The organism is Gelidibacter salicanalis (assembly GCF_007997285.1).
In the GTDB taxonomy this organism is placed as follows: Bacteria; Bacteroidota; Bacteroidia; order Flavobacteriales; family Flavobacteriaceae; genus Gelidibacter; species Gelidibacter salicanalis.
Window position 1 is genome coordinate 602,163 of the sequence record NZ_VORX01000003.1, and the last position, 17,424, is coordinate 619,586.

Genomic DNA, 17,424 nt, shown 5'->3' on the forward strand with positions numbered 1-17,424 from the left:
AGCAATATTTAAAGTGATTGTCAAATGTCTCTCACCAAGTAGGACTTGGCGGAGAGGCATTTATGTGCTGTAAAAACGCATCTCATCAATATACTTCCACACAGATTCCGGCAACAGAGGTTGCACATTTTTCCTTTTTTTAATCGATTTCCTGATAAATGTGGAAGAGATTTCCATTATGGGCGCAGCCACGTGGTGAATTTTTGGGTGTTGGTCAAATTGAGATTCAACCACTCCTTCAGAAATTCTTGGATAGACGTAAATGTTGTGGTTTTCTAAAATCAATTCGTAATTTTTCCACTTGTGAAGACTCTTAAGATTGTCTTCGCCCATGATTAGGGCAAATTCATACTGAGGATATTTCTCTTGTAAATAAGTGAGCGTGTTGATGGTGTAATTAGGCTGAGGCAAGCCGAATTCAATATCGCTAGGGCGCAATTTGTCATAATCTTCTGTAGCGCGGTAAACCATTTCCAAACGATCGTGATTGTTGAGCATGCTCGCTTTTACCTTGAATGGACTTTGGGGCGTGACCACAAACCAAATTTGGTCCAGATCACTGTGTTCCGCCATATGGTTGGCAATAATTAAATGGCCAATATGAATGGGATTAAATGTGCCAAAGTAGAGTCCGATCTTCATAAGTATAATTTACAATGTAATTTTGAAAAATGATAATAAGCTTTAATTAATCTTCAGGTGTATTTATAAAATCAGACACCAATTTGTAAGATTCCTCAATCGCTTTATCCAGATCATCATTAATGACGATGACGTCAAATAACGGCGCAGTTGCCAATTCAGCCGAAGCTTTGGCGATGCGCATATTTATCTTATCGTTGGTTTCCGTTTGACGCTTTTTTAAACGAATCTTCAATTCGTCAATACTCGGTGGTTTCACGAAAATAGCGATGGTTTGTTCTGGGAATTTTCGTTTAATTCGCAAGCCTCCAGACACATCAATGTCAAAAATAACATTTTTACCATTTGCCCAAATACGCTTTACTTCAGTTTTTAAGGTACCGTAAAAGTTGTCGCGGTACACTTCTTCCCACTCCAGAAATTCGTCGTTTTTAATGCGATTTTTAAACGCTTGCGCATCTAAAAAGTAGTAATCTTTTCCATCGGTTTCATTATCGCGTTTCTCTCTAGAGGTGGCAGAAATTGAAAATTCTAAATTTAATTCTTCCTGCTGCAGTAAATGTCGTACTAAGGTGGTTTTACCAGAGCCTGAAGGTGCAGAAAATACAATGAGTTTGCCTTGGGGGGTAATGTCTTTAATTTTGGTCACAAATGCTATATTAATGTCATTCTATATACTCTATTTCCTAAAGTACATTCAATAATTGTTCTTTTATTTTTTCGAGTTCGTCCTTCATTTGGACTACTAATTTTTGCATAGGAGCATAGTTGCTTTTTGAGCCAATGGTGTTGATTTCACGACCCATTTCTTGACTGATAAAGCCTAATTTTTTGCCGTTGGAATCGTCACTATTAAGTGCTGAAACAAAATACTCCAAATGATTTTTTAAACGCACTTTTTCCTCCGTAATGTCAAACTTTTCAATGTAGAACACCAATTCTTGTTCAAAACGGTTTTCATCTACTTTCTCTTTCAACTCGGCAACCCCTTTATGTAAACGCTCTCTAACGCCTTCAATGCGCTCAGGATCCATGGCAATGATTTCGTCCAACAAATCAGCTATATTTTTAACCCGATCAAAAAACTCGGATTCTAGGCTTTTGCCTTCATCCAAACGGTATTGCTGAATTTTATCCAAGGCCGTATTAATTTCAGCCGCAATCTCATCCCATTCATCCTCATCCATCTCATCGCGCTCCGTGGTCACCGCATCCGGTAATCGAATGGCCATTTTCAGCAATTCAGTTTCATCACCATCTACAACATCCTTTAACTGTTTGATGTATTGCTTTACAACTGTTTTATTGATCTGGGTTGAGGTTTCTTCGCCAGTAATTTCCATGTACAAGGAGAAATCTACTTTGCCACGTTCTAATTTTGATGCGATCAATTTGCGAATACCGAGCTCCTTTTCCCTGTATAAAGACGGCATTCTGGTGTTCAAATCGAGGTTTTTGCTGTTCAAAGATTTGACTTCAATAGATATTTTTTTGGACGGAAGTTGTAAAACTGATTTCCCGTAGCCTGTCATGGATTGTATCATGGACTGATTTTAAAAGTTGCACAAAGGTAATGAAAATCATCAGGTTTGAAAGAGTAATAAGTAGACGGAATTGTAGCTAAAAGCTTAAAATATTATAAATTTACGGGTGGATAAAGCATGAAAAGATAAAATAAATTTGAGGCTGATTTGATTTTGAATTTTATTGAAGACGTGCACTGATCCTAAAACGAAAACTATGAAAACCTACCTAAAGGATTTTGAAATACGCTGGAGCGATGTTGATGCCAACCGGCATTTGGCCAATTCAGCTTATGTAAATTTTATGAGTCATACCCGTGTGGCATTTTTTGAAGACCATAACTTTTCATTGTCCAATCTGGCTAAATTTAAGATAAGCCCAGTTGTTTTTTATGAACACATCTACTATTTTAAAGAAGCTTTTTTAGGCACGCCTATCAGAGTAAGCTTGGAAGTAAAAGGTTTGAGTGAGGATGGAATGTTCTTTGAAATTGAGCACAATATCTACAATCATAAAGGTGAGAATTTAGCATCTTGTGAGCTTATGGGAGCTTGGATCAATTTAAAAACGCGGGAATTATCCGCCTTACCGTCAGAATTTTTAACGGAAATGGATACGTTTCCAATATCGGCTGATTTTAGAACCTTAACCAAAGAAGACACGCGAAAATTCGGAAAAAAACCGGTTAGGTTGAGTTAAGATTGTTAACCCCTATGAATCGCGTTTTGGGCAGCTTCAACTGTTTTAGGGCTATTGCCAATAAAAATTTGGTTGTTGTACACTAGGACGGGCCTGCTCAAAAATGTATAATGTTCAAGAATGTAGTTTTTGTAATCATCTTCAGTGAGCACTTGATCTTTTAAACCTAAGGTCTTATAAAGTTGTGCGCGTTTACTGAAGAGTGCCTCGTAACTACCCGCCAATTTTTGTAGTTCTTCCAACTGGCTGGGCGTTATGGGTTGGCTTTTAATGTCTTGTAATATCACATCTGAGGGTAAATTCAACGTTTTGATAATCCTGACGCAGGTACTACAGCTTTTTAAATGGTAAATGGTGTTCAAAATATAAGGGTTGTGGTTGGTGGATTGTAATTAAGAGGCAACTGACCTACGGATTTATATGCAATAAGCCTTTCACCGTGTTATAAGGCAATACAATTTTTGTCGCCCCTTGGGTATAAGCGGCAATTTCATAGTTATTGTAGAGTAGGATCAAGCCTTCTTTTGAAAATCCTATATTAGAAGGCATCTGAAAATCTTCGCCAAAGAAAAAATCTTCAATAGTTTCATCTGCATTTTCAGGTTTTGTTTGTTCCTTAAAGGCTTTTTCGGCCACAGCCTTAAATTCGCTAGGATTACTTATAATATCGTCCTCGTCTAAAAGTGCTCCTGTTTCAGGATTGAAATTTAAGTAAGTCAATCGGCTGTTGCCGTGCGCACCGCCAGTATCTATGTAAGATTTTAAGCTGATTGAAATAACTTCGGCAGATTCGTAAAGTACCTTCCCATCAACTTTTACTTCCCATTTCTGACTGGTGTCCTGAAAATCATTTTTAAAGGATTTGTACTCTTTGTCAAATTCAGAAACCGCATCCTTTAAGGACATGTTGTGTTCAGTGGTTTCTGCCATATTCATCTCATTGGCAATAGAGTGTTCAATCTTCTGATTTATTTTTTCTGCCACCGCTTTAGTGCCGATAGCCTTTGGATAATTAATCGCAATCTCCGCATCAGCTGATGTTTCGATATGTTGGGTTTCAAAGTTTAGTTTGACATCTTCATTACAAGCGGTTACCACTAAGGCAATCAACAGTAAATAACTTAATTTTTTCAAGGGAGATAGGGTTTGATTAAACATTCAATAAAGGTATTACATCCTTTCGAATCCAACCAATTAAAGGTTAAATTTGTTAGCATTAAAAATTGATATTATGAAATTCAACACAAAAACCATTCACGGAAATCAAGAACCAGATAAGGCTTACGGGTCCGTCATGCCGCCGATATATCAAACCACAACCTATGCGCAAACTACGCCTGGCGGACATAAGGGTTACCAATATTCCCGAAGTGCCAATCCAACACGGACGGCTTTAGAGAATGCGTTGGCAAGCATTGAGAACGGAACCCATGCCATGGCTTTCGGTTCAGGTTTGGCGGCGATTGATGCGGTGTTAAAGCTTTTGAAATCTGGCGATGAAGTCATTTCTACCAATGACCTTTATGGTGGCACGTATAGATTGTTCACGAAGATATTTGAAGGGTTTGGAATTAAATTCCACTATGTGGGCATGGAAAACGTAGCCAACATAGCTTCTTATATTAATAAAAACACCAAGTTGATTTGGGTAGAGACTCCAACCAATCCGATGATGACTATTATTGATATTAAAGCCACAGCGGCGGTGGCAAAAGAACACCAGCTTTTATTGGCGGTGGATAATACTTTTGCGACGCCTTACTTGCAACAACCTTTAGATTTGGGAGCCGATATCGTCATGCATTCTGCCACAAAGTATCTAGGAGGCCATAGTGATGTGGTTATGGGAGCGCTGATAGTAAACGATAAAGCTTTAGCCGATCGCTTATATTTTATACAGAATGCGAGTGGTGCCATTTGTGGGCCTCAAGACAGTTTCTTAGTGTTGCGAGGGATTAAAACGTTGCATATCAGAATGCAACGGCATTGCGAAAATGGAAAAGCAGTTGCTGAATATTTAAAAAACCACCCTAAAATTGAAGCGGTGTATTGGCCAGGGTTCGAGGACCATCCCAACCACGCAATTGCAAAAGCGCAAATGAAGGATTTTGGAGGAATGGTATCCTTTACGACAAAAGGAAACAAGTATAACGAAGCTATTAAAATTATTGAACGGCTACAAATTTTTACCTTGGCAGAATCATTAGGCGGAGTAGAATCCCTTGCGGGGCATCCTGCGAGTATGACCCACGCTAGTATTCCTAAAGAGGTACGTGAAAAGACTGGAGTTGTAGATTCGTTAATCCGTTTGAGTGTAGGTATTGAAGACGAAGAGGATTTGATTGCCGATCTGAAACAGGCAATAGGGTAGAGCGCGACGTATTTGTAAGATTTGCCGACTTTAAGCTAAGGACATTATTATGTGGGATGATTTTAAAGCTAATCGAGATAATAAATATAGCCAAAATTTAACCATACTAAATAGTCATTCGCTTTATTTGAATCTAACTGATGGTCTAAACCATCAATGTTATCTCTAAAATAGTACTGCCATCTCAAATCTACCATTAAATCGGAAAGAATTGATAATTTATAACGGGTGCCAACACTGCCAACTACTGACCAAGTAGTGCCGTTGTGCACATTTACAAAGTTATTGTCTACCCGTCCGTAAGGATAGTGCCATGGACCATAGAAATTATCCAGATTAGTCACATCTTGGTCACCGTACGATGTCGCTACCTTTGGGTAGTATTTGGTTAAATGCGCTCCCAAACTGACAAAGGGTGCCCAAGACCCAACCTGAACAGAAAATGCCCTGATACTAAATGGATAGTATTCCAATTGCATGCCTAGATCTAAATTGGTGGCCCGACCAGAATGGGCTCTTAATTTTTCCACATTGGGGCCGCTTCTAGAGGGTTTGACCCATTCCCCAAAATGGTTGAGTTCAGTAGAATTCCATGAAATCTCACTTCTTAACTTAAAGTGGTCGTTAAAATATGTGTCAGTGGTATAGCAGGAGCAATCTGCGCGGTAAGAAAAATTGATGTAGTGGATCAAACCGATGCCAATGCCTGTGTTACCTGAATTAGTATCGAAATCATAGCGCTGGCCAAAATCGGACTGAAATGCGACTGGGCCGGCAATAATTCCAATTTCATGAGAAAAACCTAGTTGAGCAAATCCGGCTAAAGAGCTTAAAGCAAAAAGCGCTAAAAAGATTAACTGATTTATTTTAAGCGTCATATGCTCGATTGTAGTTACGATGATTGGTCAAAACAAATATAGGAAAACCGACGTAACCTACAAACTAAAGATTCATAGGGGAGTATTGCCAGTTGCTTTAGGTAACGTTAAAAAATCCTTAGTTATTTCATGTTTTGGGAACAGAGGTCAAAAAAACTTTGAACGCAATCGATTTCTTAGCATAATTTTCGTGTAAACAGCCTATTGCGTGGACAAGTGTAGCCCAAAAAACTTCAATATAATGTATCTTTGAGATACCAAATATTATATTTATTCTTAAAAAGCTAATACATGAAAGACAAAATTGATTCTTTTTTAGAGCTGGTTAAAAAAAATAATCCCCACGAGCCAGAGTTTTTACAAGCAGTGCATGAAGTTGCAGAAACCATAATACCTTTTATTGAGGAGCATCCCAAATATCAAGGTAAAATGTTGCTTGAGCGCATGGTAGAGCCAGAGCGCACCATCATATTTAGGGTGCCTTGGGTTGATGACAAAGGCAATATTCATGTGAATAGAGGTATTAGAGTCGAATTTAATTCGGCTATAGGCCCCTACAAAGGTGGGCTGCGTTTTCATCCTACGGTAAACTTAAGCATTCTTAAGTTTTTAGGCTTTGAACAAACCTTTAAAAACTCCTTGACCACCTTGCCTTTAGGAGGCGGTAAAGGCGGCTCTGATTTTGATCCTAAAGGTAAGACAGATAATGAAGTAATGCGTTTTTGCCAATCTTTTATGACCGAACTATACCGTCATATTGGTCAAAATACTGATGTTCCAGCGGGCGATATCGGTATAGGTCCACGCGAAATTGGCTATATGTTTGGACAGTATAAAAAAATTCGCAATGAATTTACGGGCATTTTGACTGGCAAAGCGATGTCCTATGGAGGTTCAGTAATCCGACCAGAATCTACAGGATATGGCTGTGTCTATTTTGTAAAAAACATGTTGGCCGTTCAGAACATGACGTTAGAAGGGAAAATAATTTCTATTTCAGGTGCGGGCAATGTCGCGCAGTATGCCTGTGAAAAAGCCACTGAATTTGGAGCAAAAATAGTAAGCATGTCCGATTCGTCAGGATATATCCATGATCCTGAAGGGATAGATGCTGATAAACTCGCATTTATTATGGAGTTGAAAAATGTGAAACGGGGAAGAATTAGCGAATATGCTGAACATTATGAATCGGCGTCGTTTCACACCGGTCGCCCATGGCATGTTGCCTGTGATATCGCCTTGCCATGTGCCACCCAAAATGAACTTAATGAAGAAGAAGCCAAGGCGCTCATTAATAATAAGGTGATCGCAGTTGCGGAAGGGGCAAATATGCCCTGCACTCCAGAAGCTATAGAAGCCTTTCAAGAGGCACGGGTTTTGTTTGGCCCTGGAAAAGCGTCCAATGCTGGTGGCGTGGCCACTTCAGGATTAGAGATGAGTCAAAATTCCTTACGTCTCAATTGGGACCGTGAGAAGGTGGATGGCAAATTATACGATATTATGGATAATATCCATCAATCCTGTGTGACCTATGGTACGCAGGAAGATGGTTTTATTGATTATGTAAAAGGTGCAAATATTGCTGGGTTCGTAAAAGTTGCTGATGCTATGCTGGCGCAAGGTGTGGTTTAAAAGATATCTAATGTTTAAAAATGGACTTCTGTAAAGTGTTATAGAAGTCTTTTTTTATGCGCTTTGCCGCTTGAATACTATTAAAAAGTCCTCAGTTATAAATATCTTTGAGGTTTATGAAACACCTATGATAAAACAGGTTGCAACGCTTATTCTTTTGTGTATGATAAGTGTTTGTCATGCTCAGGATTTTTCAGCTTTATGGCAAGGTTACTTTTCTTACAATACGATTAAAGATGTTGTTGCAGGTCCAAATAAAATATTTGCTGCCTCAGAGAATGCGGTGTTTACCTATGATCTGTCTACAAAAGCACTAAAGACGATTACCACTATAGAGGGTTTGTCCGGGCAGACCATCACCACCATTGCTTACAGTGATCGTTATGATACTTTGATGATTGGTTACGCTAACGGCCTTATTGAAATTGTTTCAGGACCAGAAAATCAGATTTTATCGGTTGTTGATATATTAGATAAACAAACGATACCTCCCAATTTAAAAGCCATCAATCATTTTAATATTGCTGAAGACAAAGTGTACATTGCCACAGACTTTGGGATTTCAGTTTACGATTTAGAACGTCTTGAATTTGGCGATTCCTATTTTATGGGGGCTAAAGGCAGTCACGTTAAAGTCCAACAGACCACCACATCAAATGGGACATTGTACGCTGCCTGTGGCGACAATAACGCTATAAAATCAGCAGCGTTATCTAACCCAAACCTTATAGATTTTCAGCAATGGCAAACCTTGGGCACAGGAAGTTTTGTTGCGGTACAACAGGTGGGCACACGTTTGTATGCCGTCAAAACTGATCAAAGTATTTACGAAATCACCAACAACATCGTCACGGCACGTTTCAAGTATGCAAGTTTGCCCTTAGATGCCACATCTGTCAAGGATCAGTTGGTCCTCACCACCAAAGATCATGTCTACATATACGATAGTAATTTGAATCTGATCACTAGCGTTGCCCTTACTTCAGAATACGACACCCAATTTACAAGTGCTGTAATCCTTGAATCAACAATTTTTGTGGGAACACAACATTTAGGGGTTTTACAGTCAAATTTTTTCAATTCCAATACTTTTGAGGTAATCAAACCTGAAGGTCCTTTGCTGAACGATGCTTTTAAAATTGAAGCAGCTCATGGCAATTTATGGGTCACCTATGGCGATTATACGGAGTCCTACAACCCATTTCCCTTGCGAAGTTATGGGATAAGTCATTTAAATAATGAGACTTGGAATAATACCCCCTTTGATGAACTTCTCAATGCCCAAAACTTAAATTATATTGCGGTCAATCCGTTTAATCCCTCCCAAGTATTTATAAGTGCATGTCAACAAGGCCTTCTTGAACTGAATAACGATACTGCTGGAAATTTATTAGATCACACCAATAGCGGATTGGAATCGATGCGCGTGCCGTCGTCTCCATCTACAATTTCAGTAAGACAAACGGGCTCAATGTTTGATAGAAATGGCGTATTGTGGACGCTCACATGCCGTGTAGATAAAGCATTAAAATCATTTAATCCCAGTACGGGCGAGTGGCGGGGTTATAGTTTTAAGGACATTATTCCGGATGCCTTTCATGACGAATTGGGTTTTGGAGATATCGCTATGGATAGAAATGGCACCAAATGGATTGGCGCTTTTAACAAAGGGCTGATAGGATACAATGAAAACGGGGCGAAGATTAAAAATTTAAATACTGAAGCACAAAACTTGCCAAGCAGCGTGGTAAATGCAGTGGCCGTAGATCATAATAACCAATTGTGGATTGGCACCATCAAAGGTCTTAGGGTACTTTACAATACGGCAGGATTTTTTGAAGACTCCAACGCCACCGTCAAGGAAATAGTGGTGCTGGATGAAGGCATTCCTCAAGAATTATTGTCCAATCAATACATTACGGATATTAAGGTTGATGGTTCAAATAATAAATGGATTGGAACGCTTGATGCAGGAATATTCTGTTTTTCTCCAGACGGACAGCAAACCATTTATCATTTTACAACGGCCAACTCGCCCTTGCCTTCTAACTTTGTAAAAGACATCTCTATAGATGCGCAAAATGGAAAGGTATTTATAGCCACCGCAAAAGGACTTATGTCCTTTACTTCCGGAGCGTCCAGCCCTAAAGAGGCGTTGTCTCAAGCGTATGTATATCCCAATCCCGTTCGACCTGAATATCATAGTCTGGGTGCAAACAATTTAAATGATATAACCAAGGGGGTTAAAATTAAGAGCCTCACTGAAAACGTTAATATTAAGATTACAGATATTGAAGGAAATCTTGTGGCTGAAGCACAGTCATGGGTCAATTTACGGGCCTCACGTTCTGGTTATAACTTTGCTATTGATGGGGGAACCGCCATTTGGAATGGAAAAAACTTGGCCAATCACATTGTATCGTCAGGCGTTTATTTAATTATGATTTCTGACCTGGATACGTTTGAAAGCAAAGTATTAAAATTGCTGATTATTAGATAATGATCTTACTTAAGAAACTATGTTAGTCAAAACCAACGCCATTGTACTTTCTAAATTGAAGTATGGTGACCATGATGTGATTGTGAAGTGCTACACAAAAAATCGTGGGGTGGTCAGTTATTTGTTGAAAGGCATCTTAAAAAGTAAACGCAGCAATTCAAAAATTGCCTATTACCAACCACTTTCACAATTAGAAATAGAAGAAAATTACAAGGCACATCAGTCTTTACATTTTATAACGGACGTCAAACTTAGCGTGCCGTACCATAGCATGCATACCAATATTTTAAAAGCTGCAATCGTCATGTTTTTATCTGAAGTTCTAGCGACCACCCTAAAAGAGGAAGAAAGTAATTTGACACTGTATGAGTTTTTGGAAACCACTTTGCAGTGGCTCGATCATGAAACTGATTTTGCCAACTTCCATCTCCTGTTTTTGCTAGAATTAAGCAAACATTTGGGATTTTATCCAGATACGGAGCAATCCAGCTTTCCGTATTTCAATTTAAGTACCGGGAGTTTCGAGTTAAAACCGCATCAAAATTATACCGTTTCAGGTGAAAACTTAAAATTCTTAAAAGCCTTAATGGGCATAAAATTTGATGAGCTAAGTACAGTAAAAATGGCGTCTGCACAGCGGCAAACGTTATTAAACACATTATTATTTTATTTTGAATTACATCTGTCCGATTTTAGAAAACCAAAATCCCTACAAGTATTACAGCAAGTCTTTAACTAAAACTGACCCTCTCTCATATGAAATTTTTGTTGTCCCTAGGTGTCTTTCTGCTAATGTGCATTTCAGCACAGTCACAAAAAGTCAAAATTATAGAAGAAACTACAAGCCTTCCTATTGTCGGGGCAATCATTTATAATGAATCAAAGGCGACCTCTGTCATGTCTGGCATTGATGGTGTAGCCAAACTGGGTCAATTTTCTTCTGATGATTGGGTGTTTATTGAACATCTGCTTTATGAAACAAGCAGTTTTAAATTGTCTGCCATCCTAGAGAAAACCATTTTCTTAAAACCAAAAATTGAAGGGTTGGATGAAATTGTACTTTCGGCCTCAAAATTTCAGCAGAGCAAGCGCGATATTCCTCAAAAAATCATCAGTATCAGTGCAAAATCTATAGCGTTTTCCAATCCGCAAACCAGTGCAGATCTCTTAGAGAGTAGCGGGAATGTGTATATTCAAAAAAGTCAAATGGGAGGTGGAAGCCCTATGATTAGAGGCTTGTCTACCAATCGGCTCTTAATTACCGTAGATGGCGTACGGATGAATAATGCCATCTTTAGAGACGGGAATTTACAAAATGTCATTTCAATAGATCCTTTTACAATTCAAAACACTGAAGTGACACTTGGTGCGGGTTCCGTGGTATATGGAAGTGATGCGCTTGGAGGGGTAATGAGTTTTTATACTCAAAATCCGCAATTGTCTACTTCTGATACCTTGTCATTTAAAGCCAATGCTGTAGTGCGATACGCCACCGCCAATAAAGAAAAAACGGGACATCTCGACCTGAATTTTGGTCTGAAAAAGTGGGCATTTTATAGTAGTGTCAGTTATACTGATTTTGACGATTTGCGTATGGGAAGCCATGGGCCTTCAGAATATTTAAGACCTGAATACGTGCGTACGATTGATGGCGCGGATCTGATGGTTGCCAATATCAATCCGTTAATTCAGATGCCGACGGGGTATGACCAGATTAATTTTTTACAGAAAGTACGTTATAAACCTCAAGAAGATTGGACCTTTGATTTAGGCCTGTATTACACCACAACTTCTGACTATTCGAGATACGACCGATTGATCCGTTATAAAGGGGATCATTTGCGTTCCGCAGAATGGAATTACGGACCTCAACGTTGGTTTATGGGAAATATTCAGGTTACTAAACTGAGTAGTAATTCTAATTTATACGACAAGATTCAGGCAACTATGGCCTACCAGAATTTTCAGGAAAGTCGTATGGATCGAGATTTTGGAAAGCCAAAGCGAAATATCAGGGAAGAGGCTGTTGATGCAATTTCGGCCAATTTGGATTTAGAAAAACAGTTGGGCACAAAAACAGAATTGTTTTATGGCTTAGAATATATATACAATCAAGTAGCCTCTTCAGGTAGTGAAGAACATATCGGAACTGGCACCGCATTTCCTACAGTTTCACGCTATCCGAATGGTTCCAATTGGCAATCAGTAGCAGCGTATACGAGTTTAAAGTATAAGCCCAACCCGAAATTTGTTTTTCAAACTGGAGTTCGTTACAATCACGTTGTACTTCATGCTGATTTTACAGAGAATAACGCCTATTTAAATCTGCCATATACCAAAACAAAAATCAACACAGGTGCCTTTACGGGGACAGCTGGTGTCAATTGGAATCCTAACCAAATGCTTGCCCTAAAATTAAACGCATCGTCGGCTTTTAGAGCCCCAAACATTGATGACATTGGGAAAGTATTCGATTCAGAGCCGGGTGCTGTAGTAGTGCCAAATGACTATTTACAACCGGAATATGCCTACGGGCTCGAACTTGGGATAAAATTCAATATTGAAAATAAAGTAATTTTGGACATGGCTACCTACTACACTTTATTAGATAACACCTTGGTACGACGGGATTTTACTCTTAATGGGGCTACTGAAATTATGTATGACGGGGAGTTGAGCACTGTTCAGGCCATTCAAAATGCCGCAGAATCTCGAATTTACGGACTTGAAGTGGGCCTTATGGTCAATTTTACCGAGGCTTTAAAACTAAAATCTGACTATAATATTATTGGGGGTAGGGAGGAAGATGATTTTGGAAACCGAACCCCGCTACGTCATGCCGCCCCAAGGTTTGGAGCTACCCATCTCATATGGCAACGTAAAAAATTGCATGTTGATGCCTTTGCAACCTACAATAGCGAATTGTCCAACAATCAATTGGCGCCGTCCGAGCAAGGTAAAGGTTATATGTATGCTTCAGATGCGAATGGAAATCCTTATGCACCATGCTGGCATACGTTAAATTTTAGAACCCAATATCAATTTAATAAGGCGATATCCTTAACGGCGAGTTTAGAAAATATCACAGACCAACGTTATAAAACTTATTCCTCGGGAATCGCTGCTCCAGGTCGAAATTTGATATTTTCCTTAAAGTATACATTGTAAAAAACAGGTGCCCAACATCCGGTCTGTTTTAAAACTTAAGTGCGTTTTAAGATGCGTTTGGTCACTACTCGATCATTGGAAAGCACAACGCGCGCAATGTAGACGGCTTGACTTATATGTTTCAGATCATAAATTTCAGTGTGTTTGTTGGCTTTAAAACTATGAACTATTCTGCCCAAAAGATCTATTATTTCTACAGATTTAATGGTTAGGTGTTGGCCAATTGAAAATTGAACATGACCGTTACTAAGTTCGTTAATTATCAATTCTTCAGTTAGGGTGATGGGTGCTTCTGAGGCAAGAGTAAGAGATTTAAAATGAATTTCAAACCGATCTTTAAATACACCTGCTGCAGAGGTAAAGCTATAATCGCTATTAGAAAGCGTGTGTGAGCGCTCCAGTAAATTGTCCTGAAGCTGAAGGTGATGGTCGTCAAAAAAGGAACCTTGGGTTTGGGCCACAGAAAGCCTATACACCGTGGGTTGTGAAAGTGTGGTTTGAAAGGCAATTGGAATCACCTCCTCTGAGGTTAAACTACTGGGCGCCTTACCTTGTATTGCATAAGTTTGCGTACGGTTTGGGATAAGAGTATGGATGCTCGCACCTACTGATAAAGCAAGTCGTTCCGCATCATAGGTAAAACCGTCAAAATCATCTGTGGCACCTTCTACATAAGCTACTAAAATCTGATTAAAAAGTCCGGTATCAGAAGTCAGGTTGATCCATAGTTTGTTGGCTACCGGTGTCATATCATCTCTAAAAAATTGTGCATTGCTAGTATGATCTGCCATCCTCATGGAGTTCTTAAATGTCAAGGTTCCGCCGTTATGGATCCCTTTCACAAAAAAGCCTTGACCTGACGGAATAAAATTAGTGGGCATAATTTTGCTAGCCCCAGCCGTATTACCGCTTCCTGTGGTGATAATAGCGTAATCTGCACTGTTAAAATTAAGTACTTGATTCCCAGGGTTGCTGGCCAAAGGGGGTGAAAACTGCGACCATAAATAGGCAGCGCCATCTATAACAGTGTTGTTTTCCTGATGAAGCATATCGAAATGGATGGCAGAAGGATAAGGGTTTCCAATTAAATTCCAATCGTTATCGGTAGGAAAGCTGTTCGTAATAATCGGTGTTTCAATATTACCAGTATTAAAGGGGCCAATAAATGTCGTCTCATCAATTCTGGGAAAAGGAATGTTGGTAGATTTGGAAGTTGCAGCATAGCCCACGCCAGGAATCATCCTGCCGGTGGCCAGTTGCCAATCATCACCATTGTCATCAATATTATCGCCATTCGTATCCAAATAATTTGATGCCTCAAAATAAAAGCGTCGGTTAGGTAAGGCCATGTTGAGCGCGTTTTCAACAAGCATATGACGTACTGGAGAACTCCAATAGGTATAGGTATACCACTTTTGTTTGAGAGGTGTCGACTTATTAACGACTGCAGTCCCGTGGTCATGCAGGGTAAAAGTGCCTGCGGCATTACCGTCACCACGTTGGATGAAAGCGCCTTTAGTATCGATCACAATTTTTCCAAATGCTTCAGGCGAAAGCCCTTTTACGACTACATCAGTCAAAACTTCTACATAATGATCATCGGTTATGGTGAGTGTATACCCTGACTTGACTACTAAACTGCAGGTCGTAAAGCTCGGGTTTGATGCACCTGTAGAATAATTATCATTCATGATCGTAAGGGTATTGTTGTTTGGGGCTGTAGGGAACCAATGCTGCCCATTCCAACTGCTCTGTTCTATATGGATAGGGATGACCGTGCTCGATTTATAACATGTGGCGCTGTTTTCCCGAACCTGAGCGTAGTATTGATAGCCATTACGATTTTCTAAACTTAAGATGTTAAGGGTAGAATGTTGTTGTCCAGAATAAGAAGAATCCATGGGCTGTATTTCGTGCCAATCGGTGCTATTTGGTGCGTTGTAAAACCATTGGTAGGCCAACGGGAAACCTCCCAAAATCCCTTCTTGAGCAGCTACAGTTAAGGAAGCAAACACGGCACATTTAGAAGCTAAAACCAAGGGTTGATGAGTGATTTGTGGAGCTGCACCACCTGAAAAATCGAAGATGCCAATATTAGAATAATCATTGGTTTTACATGATGATTCGCCAGACCCCACCCAATCGATAATATTCCAATCGGCCAGATTAAAATTGGCATTAGGCAGTTTGGACGCTGAAGGTAGGCGTCTAAAATTAAAACCGCGATCGCCAGTAATAATCGTGGCGTCCATCCAATTCTTATCCAAATACACACCAAATTCGTCAACAACTACGGTATTATTTGATTTTAGCAACCTAAAAACATCATGTTCACCATCTTTTTTATTAATGCCGACCAATGTACTCATTTGACGCGCCAGCTGTCCGTTGCCACCAAGTTGTGGGCAGGTATTGCTGGCGGTGGGCGAATTAGTAATGCCAACTGCAAGGACATAGAGCGCATTGTGGGCTAAATTTACAGCATTGAGCTTTATGGTGTTGGTGGGGTTAGCCGCCCCATTATGGTAAATGCCCAAAGCGTAGTTCTCCAACGCTATGCTAGTCCCGGTGCCATTATAAATTTCAATATAACTCAGTCCTCCAGCGGTTGCATCGGTCACCTCACTTATGATCAGATCTGAAAGCGTACTACTGCCTTCACACCCGCCAATACTGCTGTCAATCACCGTAAATGGTGAGATACTCGTACAGCCTAAATCGTCCACAACTCTTATATTTCCAGTGGCAGCCCCAACAGGAATTAGCGCTTGCACTGTATTTGAATTGATCACATGGACTTGCATGGCCTTCCCATTGATAGTAGCTGAGGTGGTTGGACCAAAATTAGACCCGTTTAGCGTTACAAGCGTTCCACTTGGTCCACTACGTGGTGTTAAAGCTGTACTTGAAGACATACAGCGTCCCGTGCCTCGAACGGCAAAAGTGTATGGGTTTTCATCACTATCGTCGTTGATGATGGAAACGATAGCATTTCTTACCCCAGCAGCCAAGGGAGAAAATTGAATTTCAAATAAGGAAAAGGTTTGAGGAGCAATCACAGATTCAGGGACTACGGTGATGGTAAAATCCGAAGAATTTACGCCAATAACATTGACTTTTGTGATGCGAAGATCTCCGTTACCTAAGTTGCGAATTCGATAAGATTTAGATTGGGTTGCCCCTATAAATTGAGCTGCAAATAAGGTGTTATCTGTGCCCTGCGGATTGGAATCGCCATTGACAATTTCTGGAAAGGTGCCCACATTTCCTTCAACTTTAATTTCTGGAATTTGGCCAACGGCGGAAAATGCAAAGCTCAATGAGGCAAATAAGACGAGGTTAAGTTTATCCATAGCTACATAAATAATTCCCTGTTACCTACACAAGTAAGTAAATATAATTCAAAAACGCTAACAGTCAGATGGTTATGAATTTGAATTTATTAACAAAATGTTTCTATTTTTGTATATGCACTCACAAAAGACCTATACGGTAGACGAAGCCATAAAAAAGCTGGAACATTACTGCAGTTATCAGGAGCGCTGCCATAAGGAAGTTGCCCAAAAGCTCTACACCATACGAATGATTCCTGAAGCTATCGATCATATTGTGGTAAAATTAATGCAGGATAATTTCCTAAATGAAGAGCGCTATGCGAAAGCATTCGTCAGCGGAAAATTCAGAATTAAGAAATGGGGTAAACAGCGCTTAACCCGAGAGCTCAAACAGAAAGATATTGGTAAAACGCTAATCACTATGGCGCTTCAAACCATCAATGATCAGGACTATTTAGAAACCTTCCATATACTGGCAGAAAAGAAAGCTGAAACCATCCGAGAATCCAACCCACAGAAGAAAAAGAAAAAACTTGCCGATTATCTGTTGTACAGAGGATGGGAAAGCCATTTGGTCTATGATAAGGTTAATGAGTTGTTTTGAAATTGGGGGAGTGGGGAGTGAGGAGTGAGAAGTCGTATGGATACTTTTTGTAAGAATAGTCCAATAAAAAA

At 39.7% G+C, this 17,424-nt stretch carries 14 protein-coding genes; 7 read left to right on the forward strand and 7 right to left on the reverse strand.

Annotated features, from left to right (window positions below; all coding sequences use genetic code 11):
- Window positions 1-60 precede the first annotated feature (60 nt).
- Genes nadD through ES711_RS08880 form a run of 3 tightly spaced genes read right to left on the reverse strand, consistent with a single transcriptional unit; the run spans window position 61 to window position 2,186 of the window.
- The gene (nadD, locus tag ES711_RS08870) at window positions 61-642 is read right to left on the reverse strand and encodes a nicotinate (nicotinamide) nucleotide adenylyltransferase (RefSeq protein ID WP_146892705.1); all 582 of its coding nucleotides are present in this window, start codon (window positions 640-642) and stop codon (window positions 61-63) included.
- Between the two features lie 46 nt (window positions 643-688).
- Window positions 689-1,282, reverse strand: a complete 594-nt coding sequence (gmk, locus tag ES711_RS08875) for a guanylate kinase (protein WP_146892891.1) — start codon at window positions 1,280-1,282, stop codon at window positions 689-691.
- 46 nt (window positions 1,283-1,328) lie between these two features.
- Window positions 1,329-2,186 (reverse strand): YicC/YloC family endoribonuclease, encoded by an 858-nt coding sequence (locus ES711_RS08880; RefSeq protein WP_146892706.1) that lies wholly within the window; start codon window positions 2,184-2,186, stop codon window positions 1,329-1,331.
- 196 nt (window positions 2,187-2,382) lie between these two features.
- On the opposite strand from ES711_RS08880, the gene ES711_RS08885 reads away from it, so the two are divergent.
- The gene (locus tag ES711_RS08885) at window positions 2,383-2,865 is read left to right on the forward strand and encodes an acyl-CoA thioesterase (RefSeq protein WP_146892708.1); all 483 of its coding nucleotides are present in this window, start codon (window positions 2,383-2,385) and stop codon (window positions 2,863-2,865) included.
- 5 nt (window positions 2,866-2,870) lie between these two features.
- Here the strand turns inward: ES711_RS08885 and ES711_RS08890 are convergent, their stop codons facing one another.
- Both ES711_RS08890 and ES711_RS08895 read right to left on the reverse strand, forming a co-directional pair.
- A complete protein-coding gene (locus tag ES711_RS08890; protein ID WP_146892709.1) occupies window positions 2,871-3,227 on the reverse strand; it encodes an arsenate reductase family protein in 357 nt (118 codons plus the stop codon).
- A 46-nt stretch (window positions 3,228-3,273) separates the two neighbouring features.
- Complete coding sequence (locus ES711_RS08895; protein ID WP_170245251.1) at window positions 3,274-3,999, reverse strand: DUF3298 and DUF4163 domain-containing protein; 726 nt, start codon at window positions 3,997-3,999, stop codon at window positions 3,274-3,276.
- Between the two features lie 97 nt (window positions 4,000-4,096).
- Between ES711_RS08895 and ES711_RS08900 the strand changes: the two genes are divergently transcribed.
- Window positions 4,097-5,236 (forward strand): cystathionine gamma-synthase, encoded by a 1,140-nt coding sequence (locus ES711_RS08900; RefSeq protein ID WP_146892713.1) that lies wholly within the window; start codon window positions 4,097-4,099, stop codon window positions 5,234-5,236.
- A 68-nt stretch (window positions 5,237-5,304) separates the two neighbouring features.
- Here the strand turns inward: ES711_RS08900 and ES711_RS08905 are convergent, their stop codons facing one another.
- Window positions 5,305-6,114, reverse strand: coding sequence for a THC0290_0291 family protein (locus tag ES711_RS08905; RefSeq protein WP_246139158.1), 810 nt, complete (start codon window positions 6,112-6,114; stop codon window positions 5,305-5,307).
- Between the two features lie 291 nt (window positions 6,115-6,405).
- Between ES711_RS08905 and gdhA the strand changes: the two genes are divergently transcribed.
- The 4 genes from gdhA to ES711_RS08925 all read left to right on the forward strand — a co-directional run bounded on the left by gdhA (window position 6,406) and on the right by ES711_RS08925 (window position 13,414).
- Window positions 6,406-7,746: an NADP-specific glutamate dehydrogenase gene (gene gdhA, locus ES711_RS08910; RefSeq protein WP_146892715.1), complete on the forward strand. Its 1,341-nt coding sequence runs from the start codon at window positions 6,406-6,408 to the stop codon at window positions 7,744-7,746.
- A gap of 127 nt (window positions 7,747-7,873) precedes the next feature.
- Entirely contained in the window at window positions 7,874-10,246 is a 2,373-nt protein-coding gene (gene porZ, locus ES711_RS08915) for a type IX secretion system anionic LPS delivery protein PorZ (protein ID WP_146892717.1), read from the forward strand.
- A 19-nt stretch (window positions 10,247-10,265) separates the two neighbouring features.
- The gene (gene recO, locus ES711_RS08920) at window positions 10,266-10,985 is read left to right on the forward strand and encodes a DNA repair protein RecO (protein ID WP_146892719.1); all 720 of its coding nucleotides are present in this window, start codon (window positions 10,266-10,268) and stop codon (window positions 10,983-10,985) included.
- Between the two features lie 17 nt (window positions 10,986-11,002).
- Window positions 11,003-13,414: a TonB-dependent receptor plug domain-containing protein gene (locus ES711_RS08925; RefSeq protein WP_146892721.1), complete on the forward strand. Its 2,412-nt coding sequence runs from the start codon at window positions 11,003-11,005 to the stop codon at window positions 13,412-13,414.
- Window positions 13,415-13,449: 35 nt separating this feature from the next.
- Here ES711_RS08925 and ES711_RS08930 read toward each other — a convergent pair whose 3' ends face one another.
- Window positions 13,450-16,767, reverse strand: coding sequence for a choice-of-anchor D domain-containing protein (locus ES711_RS08930; RefSeq protein ID WP_146892722.1), 3,318 nt, complete (start codon window positions 16,765-16,767; stop codon window positions 13,450-13,452).
- A 115-nt stretch (window positions 16,768-16,882) separates the two neighbouring features.
- Between ES711_RS08930 and ES711_RS08935 the strand changes: the two genes are divergently transcribed.
- Entirely contained in the window at window positions 16,883-17,353 is a 471-nt protein-coding gene (locus ES711_RS08935; protein ID WP_146892724.1) for a regulatory protein RecX, read from the forward strand.
- Window positions 17,354-17,424: the final 71 nt, after the last annotated feature.